Source organism: Nostoc sp. C117, assembly GCF_043099735.1.
Taxonomy (GTDB): Bacteria; Cyanobacteriota; Cyanobacteriia; order Cyanobacteriales; family Nostocaceae; genus Nostoc.
Genome location: NZ_CP170991.1, coordinates 3,609,245 through 3,627,936 on the forward strand (window position 1 = coordinate 3,609,245; position 18,692 = coordinate 3,627,936).

Consider the following 18,692-nt stretch of genomic DNA (forward strand, 5'->3'; position numbering starts at 1 on the left):
TTATATGGTCAAGACTGATTAGACAATTGGGCATTTCATCTCAAAAGGTCAATTCTGAAGACAAGAGTTGGTCTGCACCCTCATCCGAATTTTTAAATTTATAGATAACAATAAATTAAATTGAGCAAATTTCCCAAGAAGCGGAGCTGAAAAGTCTGAACTTATGGGAGCAATATTTTTCAGACTAAAACCTAAAAATATGAGAATTTAAGAAACAGCTATGCTAGGAAATGAGCGGGAAAAAATACGTCATCTGTTGGTCATCCAAGACATAGAAGGTCAACGAACTATCCCCCTGCGAGAGGCTACTTATTCTCTAGGACGGCATCCTGCGAACACGATTGTCCTAGCTTCTCGGTCAGTATCCATGCAACATGCAATTTTATTGCGAGTAACTGTTCCAGAAACTGACCAATATGGTTTTCAAATTATTGATGGAAACTACAAGGGTAAAGGAAGTACTAATGGCTTATTCGTCAATGGCGATAGATGCTTTTCTCACAACCTCAGGCATGGAGATGTTATTGCCTTTGGTAGTAATCATGCCCAAGCTAAATATTATGCTATTTCTAATCTCTCAGAACAAGCATTTTCTCAATCTTCTGATGTTGAAGACTTATCTGGTTTTCTTTCATACCAAGCCAATCCGGCAAATCCTTTTCAAACTCTCGCTATCGATCCCAACTTTGAAGCTGCTAGTGAGACAGCTTTAGCTCGCCTAGCATCCTTCCCGGAACTTATCCCCAATCCAATTATCGAAATGGATTTTGAGGGAACAGTAACTTATCTCAATCCAGCCGCAGCTCTCAAGTTTCCCAAAATTAGGGAAGTTGGAAGGCAACACCCCATTTTGAGAGGACTATTAAGCGAAATTAAAAATCTCGCAAACAATTCTTTTGTGCGGGAGGTGGAAGTAGGTACAGAAGTTTTTGAACAATCAGTTCTCTACTTGCCTGAAAGCGATCTAATTAGAACTTTTATTGTTAGAGATATTACAGAGCAAAAGCAAGCCACAGCCGAACTACACCAACGCGATCGCTTGCTACAGGCAGTTGCAGAAGCAGCAAATTATTTGTTAGGAGAAATGAATTACGAAATAGGACTTGAATTAGCCTTAGCTGTTTTGGGTGAAGCTGCCAGAGCAGATCGTGCTTATCTCTTTCAGAACCATCCCCATACTGCCACAGGAGATATAGCTGTCAGTCTGCGATTTGAATGGACGCGCTCTTCTATCAAACCTACCCAGCACCATTGGCAGAATCAACCTTATGAAACTTCTGGATTAACTCGTTGGTACAATCTTCTCTCCAATGGGCAGTTAATTAGCGGACTCACTCAAAAATTTCCCGTCGCCGAGCAAGAATTTCTGATCAGAGATGGCATTCAATCCCTGCTTCTAGTGCCTCTGAGATTGGAAAATGAGTTTTGGGGTTATCTTGGTTTGGCAGACTGCACCTTTGAGCGTCATTGGTCAAAACACGAAGAATCTACCCTGTTGACGATGGCTGCCAGTATTATTGGTGCGCGGCAACGTCAGCAGGTAGAAGAAAAGATTCGCTATCAAGCCCTTCATGACATGCTGACAGGGTTACCCAATCGCTTACTATTTCACGAGATGCTTGGCAAAACCTTACCCAACGCAACTCGGAATGGAGAAACTTTAGCTGTGATCTTCCTCGACTTGGATCGCTTCAAGGTAATCAATGACACTTTGGGGCACACCCTGGGAGACAAGTTATTACAAAACGTTGCTCAAAGATTAAAAGATTCACTTAGAAGCGGAGACACCGTAGCTCGTTGGGGAGGCGATGAGTTCACTATTTTACTTCCTCGAACGAGTAACCTCGAAGAAGTAACTCAAGTGGCGCAGAGAATCTTACAAACCTTAGAAGAAGCCTTCCATCTCCAAGGGCATGAACTTTATATCAGCGCTAGCCTTGGTATTGCCTTGCTCGATGGCGACAGTGCTGACGCCGAAACACTAATCCAGCACGCTGATGCTGCTTTGTACCATGCCAAAGATAGAGGACGAAATAACTATCAATTTTACACTGCTTCCCTAAACAACCAGAATCCTGAACTCCTAACTTTAGAGAAAAGTTTGCGTTATGCCCTAGAACGCAAAGAATTTTCTGTTTACTATCAACCTCGTGTGAACATTGCCACAGGAGAAATTACTGGTATGGAGGCTTTGTTGCGTTGGCAGCATCCAGAAATGGGGTTGATCGCGCCGAATGTTTTCATTCCCCTTGCCGAACAAAGTGGCTTAATTATCCCTATCGGTGAATGGGTACTCCGGACAGCCTGTAGACAAAATAAAGTCTGGCAAGATGCAGGATTAGCACCTCTGATGATCGCTGTTAATCTTTCTCTCAAACAGTTTCGTCAACCAAAGTTGGTAGAGACTGTAACCCAAATCTTACAACAAACGGGTCTGGAAGCACACTTTTTAGAGTTAGAAATTACTGAAACCACAGCCATTGAGGATTTAGAATTTACCCGAGGCCTATTACAAAATTTACAGCAAATGGGCGTTCACCTCTCCATTGATGACTTTGGCACAGGTCATTCTTCACTCTCGCGCCTACAGCTTTTGCCACTGCACAATTTGAAAATTGATAAGTCTTTTATCGAAGATTTAACACACGATGTCAAAGTAGCTCATATTATCAAAGCTATAGTTACCTTGGGGCGGAGTTTGGGATTGAGGCTAACAGCTGAAGGTGTAGAAAAAGAAGAGGAATTAGAGTTTTTGAGATCTATTAAGTGTGACGATGTACAAGGCTATCTATTTTATCAACCTCTTTCTGCAAAGGTAGCAACAGAAGTCCTCGAAAGTAAACGACCAATGCTTTAGGGTTAGGGATTGGGGAAGGTGGGGTCTCCTCTGGGGATAAGGGGTAATGGGGACTTGTACTGAGTTTCGACTACGCTCAAATCGAGCGACTTGCACTGACCGGTGTCGAAGTGAGTCGAGATTCAACTACCGCAAAGCCTTTGGCGCAGCCTCTCGTAGAGAAGTATTGGGGATTGCGAAGTTACTATAAATTCCTCACTGCTCCCTCATCTTCCCATTTTTCCTCTCAGCGAACTATTGACTTCAGCGGAATATATTGGGAAACTAATAGTTAGTTTTTCTAACTAAATTAGGTGCATCAAAACTTGTGACAATACTGACGGGAAAAATCAATCGATCGCTACCTCCTAGGGAACCAAAATCACTGATTTTGTCAACTCAAGGACTGACGCGCCGTTTTGGGAAGTTAACCGCCGTTAATAACCTGAATATATCTGTAGAACAAGGTGAAGTATTTGGGCTGCTGGGGCCGAATGGGGCAGGGAAAAGTACAGTTATAAAAATGTTGACAACTTTACTGCCTATCAGTGCAGGGAGAGCAACTCTGGCTGGCTATGACGTGACTCGTCAATCTAACGCTGTGAGACGGGCGATCGGCTATGTGCCCCAGGCATTATCTGCTGATGGTAGTCTGACAGGTTATGAAAATCTGTTAATCTTCGCCAAGTTGTATGAAATACCTGCCAAAAGACGCGATCGCTGTATCTATGAAATTCTAGAATATATGGGTTTGCAAGATGCTGCCAAGCGCTTAGTCAGAACCTACTCTGGTGGCATGATCCGCAAGCTGGAAATTGCTCAATCGATTTTGCATCAACCCCAAATTTTATTTCTAGATGAGCCGACTGTGGGACTAGATCCCATTGCCCGGACTCAAGTATGGCAACTTGTGGAACAACTCTGTGCAGATTACGGCACAACGATATTTTTAACAACCCACTTTTTAGAAGAAGCGGATAGTCTATGCGATCGCGTGGTGATTATGCAACGAGGTGAAGTTGTTACCACAGGCGTACCGAGTGAATTAAAAGCCTCTCTGGGTAAACCTAACGCAACTTTAGATGATGTCTTTATTCACTACACAGGCGACCAATTAACATCAGGAGTCAACTACCGTGACACAGCAAGAACCAGACGCACCGCTCAACGGTTGGGTTAAGTTCCAACCGACTCGCCGAACTAATTTTATCTCTGCAATTGGTGAACTAGTTACAAAAACTGTAGCGATCGCCGAATTGGAAGTCCGTAAACTACGCCACGATCCCACTGATTTAGTAGTTCGAGCTGTGCAACCAGCTTTATGGCTGCTCATCTTTGGGCAAGTTTTCTCCCGCACTCGCGCCATTCCCACAGGAAACTTACCTTATTTGGACTTCATCTCTGCTGGTATTCTGGCTCAAAGCGTTCTATTTGTGGCAATCTTCACTGGTGGGATGACGCTGATTTGGGAGCGAGATTTAGGAATTGTACATAAATTTTTAGCTAGTCCTACACCCCGTGTAGCGATGGTGTTGGGCAAAGCACTGGCGTGTGGAGTGCGATGCCTATCACAGGTAGTAGTCATTTACGGATTAGCATTTTTATTAGGCGTCAAACTGAATCTGCATCCCCTAGCGATTTTCCAAGTGCTAGTGTTGGTCATGCTATCGGCGGCTTGCTTTTGTCTTTTTTCCTTAATTATTGGCTGTTTGGTGAAAACGCGAGAACGGATGACTGGTATTGGGCAATTGTTAACCATGCCGTTATTTTTTGCCAGCAATGCCATTTATCCCATCTCACTGATGCCTGATTGGTTAAAATTCATTTCCCATTTAAATCCTTTGACTTATGAAGTTGATGGCTTACGCGGTACCATGCTGCTGAACGGCATTAGCATCTATGGCTTTGGTCTGGATTGTACAATTCTCTTGTTAACATTAATAATCTTAGCCATCATAGGTGGAAAACTTTATCCACGGGTGGCGATGTAATCAGGAGAACAACAATCCCATGACCTTGGATAAACCTAATCAAGGTACAACTTCCGAAGAATGTGCCGCCAGAGTAATGGAAACAGTTCCATTAGTGATGCGGTTTATCCGAGCGGATATGCGCGCCCACAGTGCCGCTTTTTTATCTATACCTCAGTTGCGATCGCTAGCATTTATTAATCGTAACCCTGGTGCTTCCTTATCTGACTTGGCAGAGCATTTAGGCGTCACCTCTGCCACAGCCTCAGCAACCATAGAACGCCTAGTACAACGCGATTTTGTGGAACGCATCGCTCATCCTCAAGAGCGGCGGCGGGTGCTGCTCAATCTCACAGAGGAGGGAAAGCGCCAACTGAAGCAATCCCAAGATCAAACTCGGACTCATATTACCGATTTGCTCAAAGGTCTTACAGAAGAGCAAATTTCCAACATTGAAGAAGGCTTAACTCTACTAAAAAATGTCTTCGAGCAAACAGAATTCAAATCGCCATAATTCTGAGGTTGCACAGCACGATCCCTTTGCAGTTCTGAGAATTCGGGACTATCGGCTATTTACCATTGGACGCCTACTGCTTTTCGTGGGGTCGCAAATGCAAACTGTAGCCATTGGCTGGGAACTCTATGAGCGTACTGGCTCAGCGATGCTTTTAGGTGGCGTGGGGCTGGCGCAAGTCGTGCCAATTATTGCTCTCACCTTAATTACCGGAGATGTCGCCGATCGCCGCGATCGCAAACTTACCATATTACTGTCGGTAATGTTGCTCGCTCTTTGTTCCCTGGCTTTAGCAGTACTTTCCTATACTCAGGGCGCAGTTTTTCTGATTTACGCTTGCTTGGTATTCACAGGAATCGCTAGGGCATTCCTCAAACCTGCCGGTGATGCGCTAATGTGGCAGTTGATACCTGTGAGTGCTTTTACCAATGCAGCCACTTGGAATAGTAGTAGTTTTCAGTTAGCCGCAGTCATCGGCCCAGCCTTGGGAGGATTTGGAATTGCGCTGCTGGGAAGTGCTACAGGAGTTTATGTCGTAGCAGCGATTGCGGCGTTGCTGTGTTTTATTTTAACCCTGGCAATCAAAGAGCAAAAAGTCATCCGCAACACCGAACCAATATCACTGAAAGCGCTATCAGCTGGTGCTAAATTTGTCTGGCAAAATCAATTAATTTTAGCAGCAATTACATTGGATATGTTTGCTGTATTGTTGGGTGGGGCGATCGCTTTATTACCGATTTTTGCCAAAGATATTTTACATGTCGGTCCAGTTGAGTTGGGATATTTACAAGCAGCCCACTCCATAGGTGCTTTGACTATGGCAATTAGCTTGGCTTATTTACCACCTTTACGCAAAGCGGGTCCTGCCTTATTGTGGTCAGTAGTTGGCTTTGGTGTTGTCACAATTATCTTTGGACTTTCTCGTTCATTTTGGCTGTCTATGTTGATGCTGACACTTGGTGGCGCACTAGATAGTATTAGCGTTGTGATTCGCCATACATTAGTTCAAATTAGAACCCCCGATCATTTGCGTGGTCGAGTTGCTGCGATCAATAGCGTATTTATTAGTGCTTCAAATGAATTGGGGGGATTTGAATCAGGCTTGACTGCTGCGTTGTTTGGCCCAGTAATTTCCGTTGTCGGTGGTGGAATTGGTACAATTGCGGTGGTGATTGCTACAGCGATGATTTGGCCAGGAATTCGCAAATTAGGGGCTTTGCAAGAGTATAAATGAAGAGTGCTGAGTTAAAAGTGCTGACTTCTAAGTTAAAAACTCAAGCTACAGCCCAAGCTTGGGAAGAATATCAAGGGAGTTTTGGTCACCTGGCTAACTTGGGCTGGAGTACCATGCAACAAGGACTTGACAGCAGGACAATTACATTAGAATGTTTGCGGCAACAGGTGGTTTTACTACCACAAGAAGCCCATTTTTGGAGCCGTTCTATTCTAGATAATTTTCAAAGCGGCACCAAAAGCAGTTGTCGAGGCGCAAAAGCAAACGATTGAGCGATTAAAACAAAGTGTATATGCAGCGATCGCAAAAAGCAACGTGCGAAAGCCACCTTCAACTAAAGTTCTTTGGCTTTGAGTTAAAGTCTTCTTTTGATGACTAGAGATTTTTGGGGATATTATAGTCATTAAAAGAAGACTTTTGTTATTAGCAAGGAACTTCAGTTCCTTGCTGGACATAACTTTGATGTTAAGTTGATATGTATGCCTCTTACCCTGCCCCTGTGCCCCCTCATCCCCTACTCACTATCACCTACAGACTTGATCAAATTTAAGTCATAGGGACGTTCTATGTCGTCCTCACCCAAATACTCGCCATTTTGAATTTCCAGAATCACTAAGGGAATATGACCGGGATTTTCTACTTTATGGAGTGTTGCGGCGGGAACATAAGTTGACTGGTTGCGATTTAGTAGTATTTCTTCTTCTCCACAAGTGACTTTTGCTACACCTGAGACTACAACCCAGTGTTCATTGCGATGATAATGGATTTGTGGTTTAATGCCGTGCCTGGGTTTGATTTCAACACGACTAATTCTATAGGTTTGTCCTTCCTCAATCACCTCCACATTACCCCAGTATCGTGTACCGGAATGCGAAGACAATTCATTAATATTTGACTGAGTATTATTTTCGTTCAGAGTCATAATTAATTTCTCAACCAGATAACTATCACTATTTTTCAGTAATCTAGCATCAAACCGATTTGTCAGGTTATGCACTAATTTCCAGCAAGCATCACGTCTTCTCTGGGAAATTTCTTTATGCTTGCATACTAGTGGTCTGTCTCATTAATTTTACGTGGCTGCAAGATCCCCGACTTCTTTAAGAAGTCGGGGATCTGACCACTATTACCTATCAGAATGAATTTGACGGTTAGAGAGACGCGATAAATCGCCGTCTCTACAATGAATTTATCCATCAATTATTTATTGACAGACTAAGCTGTTATGCATTTAATTTGTACATTGACCTGATGACTGATGACTGAAAACCTGTCAACAGTCAACACTTAACAGTCAATGACCATCAAGAGTGTTTATATACTTTAGACGCGCATCAGCTTACTAGATTAATCCTTGCTTATTATTTACTTCCCGTATACTGAATCCGATAAATTCGATTATTGGCTTCTTCTGTTACTAGTAGACTGCCATCTGGTAAGACGAGTAAACCCACAGGTCGTCCCCAAGTGCTTGGTACAGAGGGATTGAGCAAAAATCCGGTGAGAAAGTCTTCATAGTAGCCTGGCGATCGCCCTTTAGCATCAAAGGGAACAAATACAATTTTGTAACCAGTGCCGCGATCGCGATTCCAAGAACCACGAAAAGCAGCAAATGCACCGTTATGATATTTTTGGGGAAAGGTTTTACCATCATAAAACTGCAAACCCAATGCCGCTGAGTGCGCCTGAAACAACACATCGGGCGTCCGGGTACGGGCTGCTAAATCGGGGCGTTTGCTTTGATCGTTTATCTTTTGACGCGGATCGAGGTTATTTGGCGTCAGATAAGCATAAGGCCAACCGTAGAATTCTCCTTGCTGGATACGTGTCAAATAATCTGGCACCAAATCATCGCCAATTCCATCCCGTTCGTTAACAGTAGCGTAAAGTTCCTTAGTTACAGGATGAAAGTCCAGACCAACAGGGTTACGCAAACCTGAAGCAAAGGTCTGTTGTTGGGAACCATCCAAATTCATCACCTGTATTGAAGCCCGTGGTAGGGGTTCTTCATCCACATTGGTTCCCGAACCAATTGAAACATATAATTTATGGCCATCGGGTGAGACAACAACATTGCGTGTCCAATGATTGTTATAACCTTGAGCCGGCAAATCAGCAATTTTTTGTCCCTTACCTGTAATTTTGTTTTCACCTTGAGTATAGGGAAAACGCAATACAGCATCTGTGTTCCCCAGAAAGAAGGAATCACCTGCAAAAGCCATTCCGAAAGGTCGATTGAGTCCGTTGTCCCTAGTAGCAAAGGTTTCTCGAACATCAGCGACACCATCCCCGTTGCGATCGCGCAACAGACGAATGCGATTTTGCCCGGTTTCAGTCACCAGTACATCACCACTGGGGGTTAAAGCTAGCCAGCGTGGGGCATTTAAATCTTTAGCAAAGACGTTAACAGTAAAGCCTGGTGGTACGCGCAGTACCGGGTTTTCCGGAATCGGCACAACTTCGGGTCGCTTAGAGGCACTTTCTGTTGCGAAGGGTGCTGGTAAGCTCTTGAGAGTGACTCGGATAGGTTTAGGTGAAAATGCTTCAGTGCGAATGAGATTTTTCGACTCTGTAAGATTCTGTGCTAATTCGGCAGAAGGTAAAGATGTTTGCGGTGGGGGATTATCTGAGGAGGCGCGAGTCTGATTACACGCTGCTACCAAGGTTAGCAAAAAGACTGGCAACAAGAAACGCGCAGAAATTTTCATGGTAGTAGATACTATACACAATTTTTATACTCTAGACTTGAGGCTTAATAATTGTCGCCAGCCTAAAGTCCGATTTTTGTCATTTGTCATTCTCATCTCTGCCCAATGCCCAATTCCCTAAACATATAAACATTTATTAGTCAACAAAAAATTTTCAAATTCGGCTGCTGGCAATGGACGACTAAAGAGAAAACCTTGCATAGAATTACAGTTGTGTTGGCGTAAAAAAGCTAATTCTGCTTCTGTTTCTACCCCTTCAGCAATTACATCTAGGTTTAGATTATGAGCCATTTGAATTAATGCTTTGGTAATCGCTGACTTTTGGAAATCATGAGCAACATTATGAATAAAATAACGGTCTATTTTTAAAGTATTAATTGGTAAATTTTTCAGATAAATTAAAGAAGAGTAGCCTGTACCAAAATCATCGATCGCTATTTTCACACCCAAAGATTGCAATTTGCTCATAGTAGCGATCGCATTATTAACATCTTGCATAATCATACTTTCAGTCAGTTCTAATTCTAGGCAATTTGCTTGTAAATTATTAGTTTCTATAAAATTCAATATTCTCTGAAAAAAATCTGGTTGATTAAATTCAATTACCGATAAATTTACAGCAATAATTAATGAATTAATCCCCACATCGCGCCAGATTTTAATTTGCTGACAGACTTTTTTTAATACCCATTTACCGATAGGAACAATTAAACCTGTAGATTCTGCTAAGGGAATAAATTCTGTTGGGTAAATTATTCCTAATTCTGGACTATGCCAGCGCAATAAACTTTCAGCAGCTACTATTTTACCAGAAGCAATATCGACTATTGGTTGATAATAAATCTCAAACTCCTGAAAATTATGTTGTTTGATTGCCCGATGCAAGCTAATTTCTAACAACTGCATTTTCGGAGAAAAATGATGAATTGTACTCTGGGGAGATAAATGCCTTTTTAAAGTAGCATACTTTTCCAACCTGTTCATGATGGCACTTAATAACTCAGCCCGAGTGAATGGCTTAGTTACGTAGTCATCTGCACCCATATTCATACCTTGACGGAAGTCAGATTTGGTAGATTTAGCTGTTAGAAAAATGAAGGGAATTGTTGCCGTCGTTGGATCTTGGCGTAATGCTGTTAGCACGCCATAACCATCAATTTCTGGCATCATCATATCACACAAAATTAAATCGGGAACTTCGGAAATAGCCAAGTGTACCCCAATTCTGCCATTAGCCGCAGAAATAGTTTCAAAATCTTCAGCTTGTAGTAAATCTAAAAGGTTTTCCCTGACTGATTCTTCATCTTCGATTATTAAAATTTTTGCCATAGTTAATCCCAATTTATATTTTATTATTTAATGATAAAATTACAGTAAAACTCGTGCCTAATCCCACCGTACTTTTGACAAATATTTCTCCTTTATGAATATCTACACACTTTTTGACAATTGACATTCCTAATCCAGTGCCTAGTATATTGCCGACATTACTAGCGCGATGAAAGGATTCAAATAGGTATGGTAAATCTTCCTGTGGAATGCCAATTCCCCAATCTTGAATTTCAAATATTGCTTGTCCATTTTTGCAACTGAGACTAAATTTGATAATGCTATCATCTGGGGAATATTTAATAGCATTTGATAGTAAGTTATTTAGAATATGTCCCAACAATTTTTCATCCATACAGCAGGATACAAATTCGTACTGACTGGTGAAAGAAATCAAGCGCTGATTGTTGAGATTCATCTGTATTTCGTCCAGCAATTGTTCGCAGAATTTGACTAAATCAAAGGATGTTGGTCTATAATTTAATTTACCAGTTCCCGCTTTGCCAATAACTAATACATCATTCAACATTTCAGTCATTCGCTTGACAGCCGTTTGAATACGATGTAAATGAGTTAGTTGTTTTTCTTCTGTCCATTTGTGACGGTAGTGTTCCAGTAACTCACAAGAAGAAAGAATAGTACTCAATGGTGTACGAAATTCATGAGAAGTCATTGAGACAAAGCGAGATTTAAGTTCGCTGAGTTGTTTTTCTTTTTCTAGTGCTACTCTCAGTTCTTGTTCTAAGTGCTTGCGTTCTGTGATGTTTGCCCAGTAACCGACTATTTCTACAGGATTCCCACTTTGATCTCGGACTATCTTACCTTGATCGTATATCCAACGATAGATACCGTCTTGATGTAAAAATCGGTACTCTATTGTATAGTAACCCTGTGTTAATATATTTGAGATTTCGGCAAATACTTGCGTTATATCTTCTGGATGAATATGACTAGCCCAAAAATTAGAATTTTCGATAAATTTTTCGGCTTTATAGCCTGTCATACTAACGACATTTTCGCTAACAAATGTTGTGTTGAAGTCTCCAGAAATATTACAGGTATAGATGATAGCTGGACTAGAAGAAAGTAAATATTGCAGCTTTTGTTGGCTGACAAGTAGTGCCGTTTCTGTCTGTTTACGCCCTGTAATATCCCGATCTATACCGCGATAACCACGGAATTGACCCTTATCATCGAAGATTGGAACTCCGCTTGTTTCGAGAACCACTAGATGACCATCTTGGTGAATATTAATACTTTCAAGACATTTAAATGGTTGTTGTGCAGCAGCGATTGGGGCAAAAATTTTAATTACACGTTTCGCTTCTGCAGCTGACATAAATTCAAAAGGGGTTTTACCCAAAACTTCTGTTGGTTCATAACCCAAAATGTCACGTATTTTCGGACTGACATAGGTATAGACTGTATTTTCATCAACTTCCCATACCCAATCGCTACTGACTTCAACTAAATTGCGGAACCGTGATTCACTATGGTTGGATGCCTCATTTTTTGCTTGGTCAAAACCAGCTATTTTGATAAACTTACGATTACAACCCAATAAGACAGAGTTTCTATCTTTCCAGAAAACGCACTGGGGGATAGTATCCATTATTTGCTGCAATAGCCGCAGTTGTTCCTCTTTTGCCTGTACACAGGAGGTAATATCCACAGAAACTCCAATGAGGCGGGCTGGTTTGCCTGTCGTGTCTTTACGTACTATAGCGCGTGTTAGTAACCATTTGTACTCAGAGCATCGCCCCTCAAGGAAAATTCTATGTTCTATCTCAAAAGAACTACTATTAGCGATCGCCTCAGAATAGGTAGAAGCAAATTTTTCCCGATCGCCTGGATGTACTAACTCCAAAAATTTGCTGTAAGATATTTCTTGAGTTTCTCCTGGCTCACCCAGTATACTCAAGAATAACATCAGGTCTTGATTGAGATTCTGCTCCCAATAGATTGTGTGAGTCGGTACTAAAGTCAATCTTTTTTGAGTACCATTTTCCGGCAATACTTCAAAAGCTTGCTTGGATTCGGTGATATCTAAATAGGAGTCAATATAACCTACAAAATTGCCACGTTTTTCTTCAGTTTCTTCGTAGTTATTTGTAGTTGTCTCTATTTCTTGTGCCAGCGCTTGACAAATACTCTCAGGAGTGATTACACCGATAACTTGACCTTGATTATCTACAACTGGCAGTAAATCCAAATGCTGCTGGCACAATAGTGACAAGTTACAGGTCATTTCCGGAAATTCTGAGACCTTCAATGTCTTGACCGAGGTATGCATAACCTCAGAAATTTTAGCTGTTCTCAAATCAGTCCCTGAAGCTATAAGATCTACAATATCACGCTTTGTAAAGCAGCCGACTAAGTGCGAAGAAGACCCTACCAAGACATCTTTGCTCTGTGTTGCCATCAGAGCGATCGCATCTGATAGTGGTGTTTCCGGCACAACCATCAACGGCGAACAGTCGATTATTGACTCTAAGCTTTCTAGCCCGAGAAACGGAGATAAAGCTTGCATAGATTATTACTATAGCTATTATCAAACGAAAGTTATCGAAAGCTCCTCACTTAAGCATTTTCTAATATTTTGCCGCTAAAAAGTTAGTAATTTTTGAAGTGTAAACACTGTAAAACTAGTGTTAAGAAATACAAAGCGGTTTATAGGCAGTTAGTTGGAAATCGGTATGGGGCATTGGGGAGACTTGTACTGAGTTTCGACTACGCGGAAATCGAGCGTTCGCGTAGCGTCTCCGTTAGGAGAAGTCGAGATTCAACTACCGCAAAGCCTAAGTATGGGAAGAGAATTTCACCCCACCACCCCATCTTTTCACCCCTCCTACACTCCTAATGCCCAACTAACGCAACGGCACCCGCCGTTCACCGTAACGCAATAGCCTTTCTATAGTTGCAAGCCGATTTTCCCAGACTTTGACCTGATAGGAATTTGATTTCAACTCTTGCTTCATCAATACCCGAAATTGAGACTGGAAGCGAGTCAGCGAAGCCTTTGCTACTAGTAACTTACTGCTAGAAGGCGCAGTGGAAAGCTGATTTAAAGCAATGCGTAAAACTTCTGCCTGGTTGTTAAAATCTGAAATTGTTTTAGCAGGCATTGGCATTTGGTCATTTTGCAAAACAAATTTCCATTCCCGTTGCAGTGCGCTGTAACGAATTGCAGCAGTTTGAAAAGGTTGGCGGTGAGGAATAGGTTCGCGTGTTCTGGATTGAACTCTACCTTGGGTACTAATAAAGAGTTTTTCTAACTCGTTGTTAAAGTTCTCTGCCGCAAAGAGTGCATAACCGCTAACTGGCAAATCCCTCACCAACTGGAGTTGGTCAAATGTTCCGATTGTTGGCAAAGAAAGTAAGCGAATTCCTGGCACTAACAAAGTGGCTCCTAATTGTTTAGAAGCAATCCACGGTTGAGCCAGTCGTTGAAACCGCGAAGTATCTAAAGCATAGGTCATGGGAACGATTAAATCTATATCCCCCCGCCTTGCCCAAATTTCCCAGTTTTGTTGAATTTTTTCAATTCGCTCGATTTGCGGCAAAGGAAAGACTGCAACTGACAAAATCAAGTTGGCTCGCTTTTGTCGCAATTCCTTTGATACTTGGGCAACAAAGCTATCAACTTGTTCGGTGCGAAATGCTGTCCATTTTTGCCACAGTTCTGGTTGGCTGGGAGAAATATTTACTGGATCTACACCAGTAAGTTGCTGAAACTGCGCTCTTGCAGCTTTACCATAACCGTAGGTTCGACCTGCAAGTGGGTCTTGGAAAGGGTAACGAATGTAATCTAGTTGTAAACCATCTACATCATACTGAGTGACGATTTCTTTGTACAGCTTCAGCAAATACTGCCGCACTTCCGGGTTAGCTGGGTCGAAGAATGGCTTAGTCTGCCCAACGGGAATCATGTTACCAAGGTTATCGTAGTTTGCCCAATCGGGATGAGCAGCCAGTACTGGCCCTGGGTAATCAGGATTAACGTTGATAATTTCATTGTGACGTTGGTTACCAGCCGCAAAAGTCCAAACCCAAGCGTGTAATTCCATGTCTCGTTCATGGGCTAGTGTAACTGCATCTGCTAGGGGGTCCCAACCGTGAATTAATGGGTTTTGTTCTTTGGCAACTTGGCTCGGATAAATTGTATAGCCAGCATTGACAGTTTCAAAAAAGACGGTGTTAATTCCGGTTTCTGCTAGTCGGTCAAAAACCTTGGCTAGTCCCGCTTTGCTACCGGCACGAACAATCGTCCCTCGGTCTAACCAAACAGCCCGAATTTCTGGCTGGGCTAGCCTTTGATCCACAGGGAATTGCTGCCACAAAATTCTCTTAGCAACTAGCCACTGCTGACGAGCCAGTGCGTAGTTTTTTTGGGCAATCAAATTAGATAAATTTTTGGCAATCACTTTCGCCTGTGCCAAGGCTTGTTCTTTGGTCTTGATTAGTGCCCCTGGTCTGCTTGAGGCCAATTGCGTCTCCTGCTTGACAGATTCTACATCTACAGTCAACGCATATCCAGAGGACTGCTTATTATCAGATATAGCTTCACTAGGATTAACAGCATTGGCTGAGACTGCTAACTGTGCGCTTTCCACCCGACCAATGAGATTTTCTAACTCTTGTTGGAGGGCGATCGCTTCGTTTTCATTTATCGGCTCATTGGAGTTGGGGACAACATCTAGACGCACCGCTTCTTCCAATTGATCGATAGCCTCCTGGGAACTTGGCGGTTTGACTATGGGAAGCGGCCTCGGTTGGGGAACTGTGGCAGTTTTTGGAGGAGTAGGGGATGGGGTAATGCGGGGAGGGGGTGACGCAGTGACGCGGGGAACTTCGCCCCCCCGTGTCCCTAAGTTCCCTACCGTCGTCGCTACAGTCGTAGAGCAACTTGAGGAAGCTCCTTCTATTTTTTTCATCCGATTGGATGGTGCTGGTGCTGTCAAATAGTAATTGACAGCAGCTTTTAACCAAGCGCTATCTAACTCTGCTGTGGAGGCTGTATCTGTTCCCCAACGCCAGCCCAAAAATGTCGAACGTTCGGTTGTGATTACTGCGGCTGGATTATCTTTGGAATTCCAAATGGCAATAGATTGGGCGCCCATATCATTAGGAATCACAACACCGCCACGCACTTTGCCAAAGAGTGCAGTTTCGTTTGCCCATCCTGGGATTTTGGTTTTTGCAGGTTTGATTTCTTGTGTGTCACTAAGGCTGAATCCCCAATAACCTCCTAAGAGCGATCGCAATAACTGGCGAACTCCTGGTGCCGACAAACTACCTACAGGACCACTGGCAATTAAACGCCCTCCCTTACTCATCCATTCTTCTAGGGCGATGACTTGGGTTGGAGTTAATGTCTCAACATTTGGCAAAAATAAGATCCGGCGATCGCCCCAATCTGCCATACTCCTGATATTACTTAGGGAAACTACACAATATTTCCCCCCCATTGTCTGTAGGCGATCGCTTATCCCTGTCCATTGATTAGCATTTTCTTCACTATGGACTACGCTCAATACAGGTTCTTCAGTTGCCGCAGTTACTGGCAAAATACTAAATAAATTTAAAAGTAAAATTTCAAAACCTAAAATAAATATTTTTTTAGTTTCTTTATTTTTTAATCTGACATCTTTTCGTTTTTCTTGATTCTTCACCAGTCACTCCTTATTTACTTAATTATTAATTAATTGAATTATTAGTCATAATTCATTAGTAAGTAATAAACTAGTCGTCAAGGTACTTACTGAATGAACTTAACTAATATAGCGTATCAAAATCGATAAAAAATGCCAAGATCGATACTCAAATTATCAGAGGCGATTTGACATAAATTTTTGGCATTACATTCTGCGTTTAATTCAATTTTTAACAACCAAAATAAATTTGATAATTATATTAGCTAGAGCTTAAAATACTAAAATCAATTCGTCTAATTAATTATTCATCAAACTTACGCACTAGCTTAATTCCATAGGCTGGAATAAACTGTCGGAATAAGTTGTCAAAGACTGAAAAAAATAATCAAAAAGGGAGAAGAGGTAAGCGACGCTCACCTCTTCTCTCTCATATACGATTATCATTTTAAACTTCAAAAAAGAGTACAGCCACCTGCCATTTTTTGATTTTTTACGGGATGAAACCTTATCCGCTCGTCAGCGCCTAAAATTTTACCCTTGCATAGCTCCTTGTATCATGAGCTTTGGCGATCTAAATCGCTAGGTTATGCGCCAGGAGACAACTTCAGATCCCTATCATACTATGGTATTTGGGAGACTTGACCAAATTCGGCTTCCTTCGATCGCCAGAAACCAGAAAATCTCGTCCACTGAATATTTAGAATTTTTCTACAGCGATCGCACCGCAGTCAATCGCCTATTGTCACACAACCTGGCTCATTCGATTTATGGCTTATACGCGTCTAGCGATTATCGAAGCAGTTTCTACAAGACGCGATAAATCGTCATCTCTACAAGTCTTTTGGTCTTATCTGAACTGTATTGAATTATAGGGTTCCTATTTGATTTTTGAAAAGACATACAGGGTGTGTTAGCGACAGCGTAACACAGCCTTTATAAGGATTTGATTCCGTACTCTCAAAGCTACACACCCTAGAATACCAAATTTTTTTATAAATTAAACTTGGAAAACAAGGACTATTTTACCTTTTTTCCTTCCCCGAAACCTTCTTCATCAACTCTAATAATTAACAAAAATTAGTTAACTAATACAGGTGTTAATTAAATCTTCAACTCCTGCCACTGGTAAGATATTTGTTTTTAACTTGCTAGCTAATTCTTGAATACTGATATCATCTAAAAATACTAATTCACTATGTTTCAACATAACATTTGGTAGCAAAATACCATCGCCCAAATCTTCTTCTGCTAAGTTTAAAAGCAAGTCATGACCAGTTAGTAATCCAGTTACACTAATCTCCTGTCCCCAGTAATCACTAGATAAAGCACGCATATTTACTTCTAAACCTTCAACCAAATTTAAGCGTTTCAAAATCGGTTGAAATGCTTTTTCCACAGCATTGCCTACTACCCAAGTAAATTTTCTCTGAGGATAAACTTTTGCTGGTAATAATTCTGCCGCGGCAGTGGAAAATTGTTTGATAAATAATTGAATTGAACCAACACCGTTATCAATTTGGGGATATTCTTCATATTCCGATTCGCTTGGTAATTCTTCACCTGCAATCAAAAACCACTCATCGGCTAACCAAGTAACGCTAGAGGCGAATTTTTGGCGAAATTGCTGCGAAAGTATTTTGACTTGAGAAATTACTTCTTGGGCTTTTTCCCTAGTTACAGGTATGAGTTCATCTTCTTGGGGACGAAACCGTGTCAACCCGACTGGTACAACTGCTACTGACGCCACCGTTGGCACTTCACCAGTATGAAAGGACGCTAAATCTTTGAGGGTTTGTTCTAAATGTTCGCCATCGTTTATGCCAGGACAAACAACCACTTGAGCATGAATTTGCAATCGCCTTTCTTGAAACCACTTCAGTTGTTGCAAAATTTGTCCCGCACGCTGATTTTTTAGCAGTCTAATTCTCACTTCAGCCTCCGTTGCATGAACGGAAACATACAAGGGAGACAGGCGCATTTGTTCAATGCGCCGCCATTCTTTTTCTGATAGATTGGTGAGGGTTAAATAGGAGCCGTACAAAAAGCTCAGACGATAATCATCGTCTTTCAAATACAAGCTAGTGCGCTTACCTGGTGGCTGTTGGTCGATAAAGCAAAACGGACAGCGGTTATTGCACTGAATTAAGCCATCAAATAGAGCAGTTTCAAATTCTAGCCCTAAGTCTTCGTCGTAATCTTTTTCGATTTCCAGGTTATGAGTTTTACCAGCAGCATCTAAAACTTCGAGTTCCAAGACTTCATCAGCACACAAAAACTGATAATCAATTAAATCACGGGGATGTGTACCGTTGATAGCAACGATCGCATCCCCTGCCTCAAAGCCAATCTCTGCGGCTATGGAATCAGGTAATACTCTAGTAATTCGGGCAGGATTAATGGTAGTCATGGGCATTGGGCATTGGGTATAGGGTATAGGGTATTTGGCA

Annotated in this window: 13 protein-coding genes; 7 read left to right on the forward strand and 6 right to left on the reverse strand. The window is 41.9% G+C overall.

What is annotated here, in order from left to right:
* Positions 1-220: 220 nt before the first annotated feature.
* From ACFG4S_RS15650 to ACFG4S_RS15675, 6 genes are all read left to right on the forward strand, one after another.
* Positions 221-2,857 (forward strand): EAL domain-containing protein, encoded by a 2,637-nt coding sequence (locus ACFG4S_RS15650; protein WP_392535660.1) that lies wholly within the window; start codon positions 221-223, stop codon positions 2,855-2,857.
* A gap of 307 nt (positions 2,858-3,164) precedes the next feature.
* The gene (locus ACFG4S_RS15655) at positions 3,165-4,016 is read left to right on the forward strand and encodes an ABC transporter ATP-binding protein (RefSeq protein WP_392535661.1); all 852 of its coding nucleotides are present in this window, start codon (positions 3,165-3,167) and stop codon (positions 4,014-4,016) included.
* The gene (locus ACFG4S_RS15660; RefSeq protein WP_392535662.1) at positions 3,973-4,827 is read left to right on the forward strand and encodes an ABC transporter permease; all 855 of its coding nucleotides are present in this window, start codon (positions 3,973-3,975) and stop codon (positions 4,825-4,827) included. The genes ACFG4S_RS15655 and ACFG4S_RS15660 overlap by 44 nt, the downstream gene beginning before the upstream one ends.
* Positions 4,828-4,846: 19 nt before the next feature.
* Positions 4,847-5,320, forward strand: a complete 474-nt coding sequence (locus ACFG4S_RS15665; protein WP_392535663.1) for a MarR family winged helix-turn-helix transcriptional regulator — start codon at positions 4,847-4,849, stop codon at positions 5,318-5,320.
* Positions 5,286-6,554, forward strand: a complete 1,269-nt coding sequence (locus tag ACFG4S_RS15670; protein WP_392535664.1) for an MFS transporter — start codon at positions 5,286-5,288, stop codon at positions 6,552-6,554. The genes ACFG4S_RS15665 and ACFG4S_RS15670 overlap by 35 nt, the downstream gene beginning before the upstream one ends.
* Positions 6,551-6,826, forward strand: a complete 276-nt coding sequence (locus ACFG4S_RS15675) for a hypothetical protein (RefSeq protein WP_392536163.1) — start codon at positions 6,551-6,553, stop codon at positions 6,824-6,826. Before ACFG4S_RS15670 ends, ACFG4S_RS15675 begins: the two co-directional genes overlap by 4 nt.
* A 242-nt stretch (positions 6,827-7,068) precedes the next feature.
* Here ACFG4S_RS15675 and ACFG4S_RS15680 read toward each other — a convergent pair whose 3' ends face one another.
* From ACFG4S_RS15680 to ACFG4S_RS15700, 5 genes are all read right to left on the reverse strand, one after another.
* Positions 7,069-7,476 (reverse strand): phosphomannose isomerase type II C-terminal cupin domain, encoded by a 408-nt coding sequence (locus ACFG4S_RS15680; RefSeq protein WP_392535665.1) that lies wholly within the window; start codon positions 7,474-7,476, stop codon positions 7,069-7,071.
* Between the two features lie 439 nt (positions 7,477-7,915).
* Positions 7,916-9,262 carry a PQQ-dependent sugar dehydrogenase gene (locus tag ACFG4S_RS15685; RefSeq protein WP_392535666.1) on the reverse strand — a complete coding sequence of 449 codons (1,347 nt, stop codon included), beginning with the start codon at positions 9,260-9,262 and terminating at the stop codon, positions 7,916-7,918.
* Positions 9,263-9,379: 117 nt separating this feature from the next.
* A complete protein-coding gene (locus ACFG4S_RS15690) occupies positions 9,380-10,591 on the reverse strand; it encodes an EAL domain-containing protein (RefSeq protein WP_392535667.1) in 1,212 nt (403 codons plus the stop codon).
* Positions 10,592-10,604: 13 nt separating this feature from the next.
* Positions 10,605-13,121, reverse strand: a complete 2,517-nt coding sequence (locus tag ACFG4S_RS15695; protein ID WP_392535668.1) for a PAS domain-containing protein — start codon at positions 13,119-13,121, stop codon at positions 10,605-10,607.
* A gap of 337 nt (positions 13,122-13,458) precedes the next feature.
* Entirely contained in the window at positions 13,459-16,263 is a 2,805-nt protein-coding gene (locus ACFG4S_RS15700) for a glycoside hydrolase family 10 protein (protein WP_392535669.1), read from the reverse strand.
* Between the two features lie 568 nt (positions 16,264-16,831).
* Between ACFG4S_RS15700 and ACFG4S_RS15705 the strand changes: the two genes are divergently transcribed.
* Positions 16,832-17,065, forward strand: a complete 234-nt coding sequence (locus ACFG4S_RS15705; RefSeq protein WP_392535670.1) for a hypothetical protein — start codon at positions 16,832-16,834, stop codon at positions 17,063-17,065.
* Positions 17,066-17,326: 261 nt separating this feature from the next.
* On the opposite strand, the gene ACFG4S_RS15710 is transcribed toward ACFG4S_RS15705, so the two are convergent.
* The gene (locus ACFG4S_RS15710; RefSeq protein ID WP_392535671.1) at positions 17,327-18,652 is read right to left on the reverse strand and encodes a TIGR03279 family radical SAM protein; all 1,326 of its coding nucleotides are present in this window, start codon (positions 18,650-18,652) and stop codon (positions 17,327-17,329) included.
* Positions 18,653-18,692: the final 40 nt, after the last annotated feature.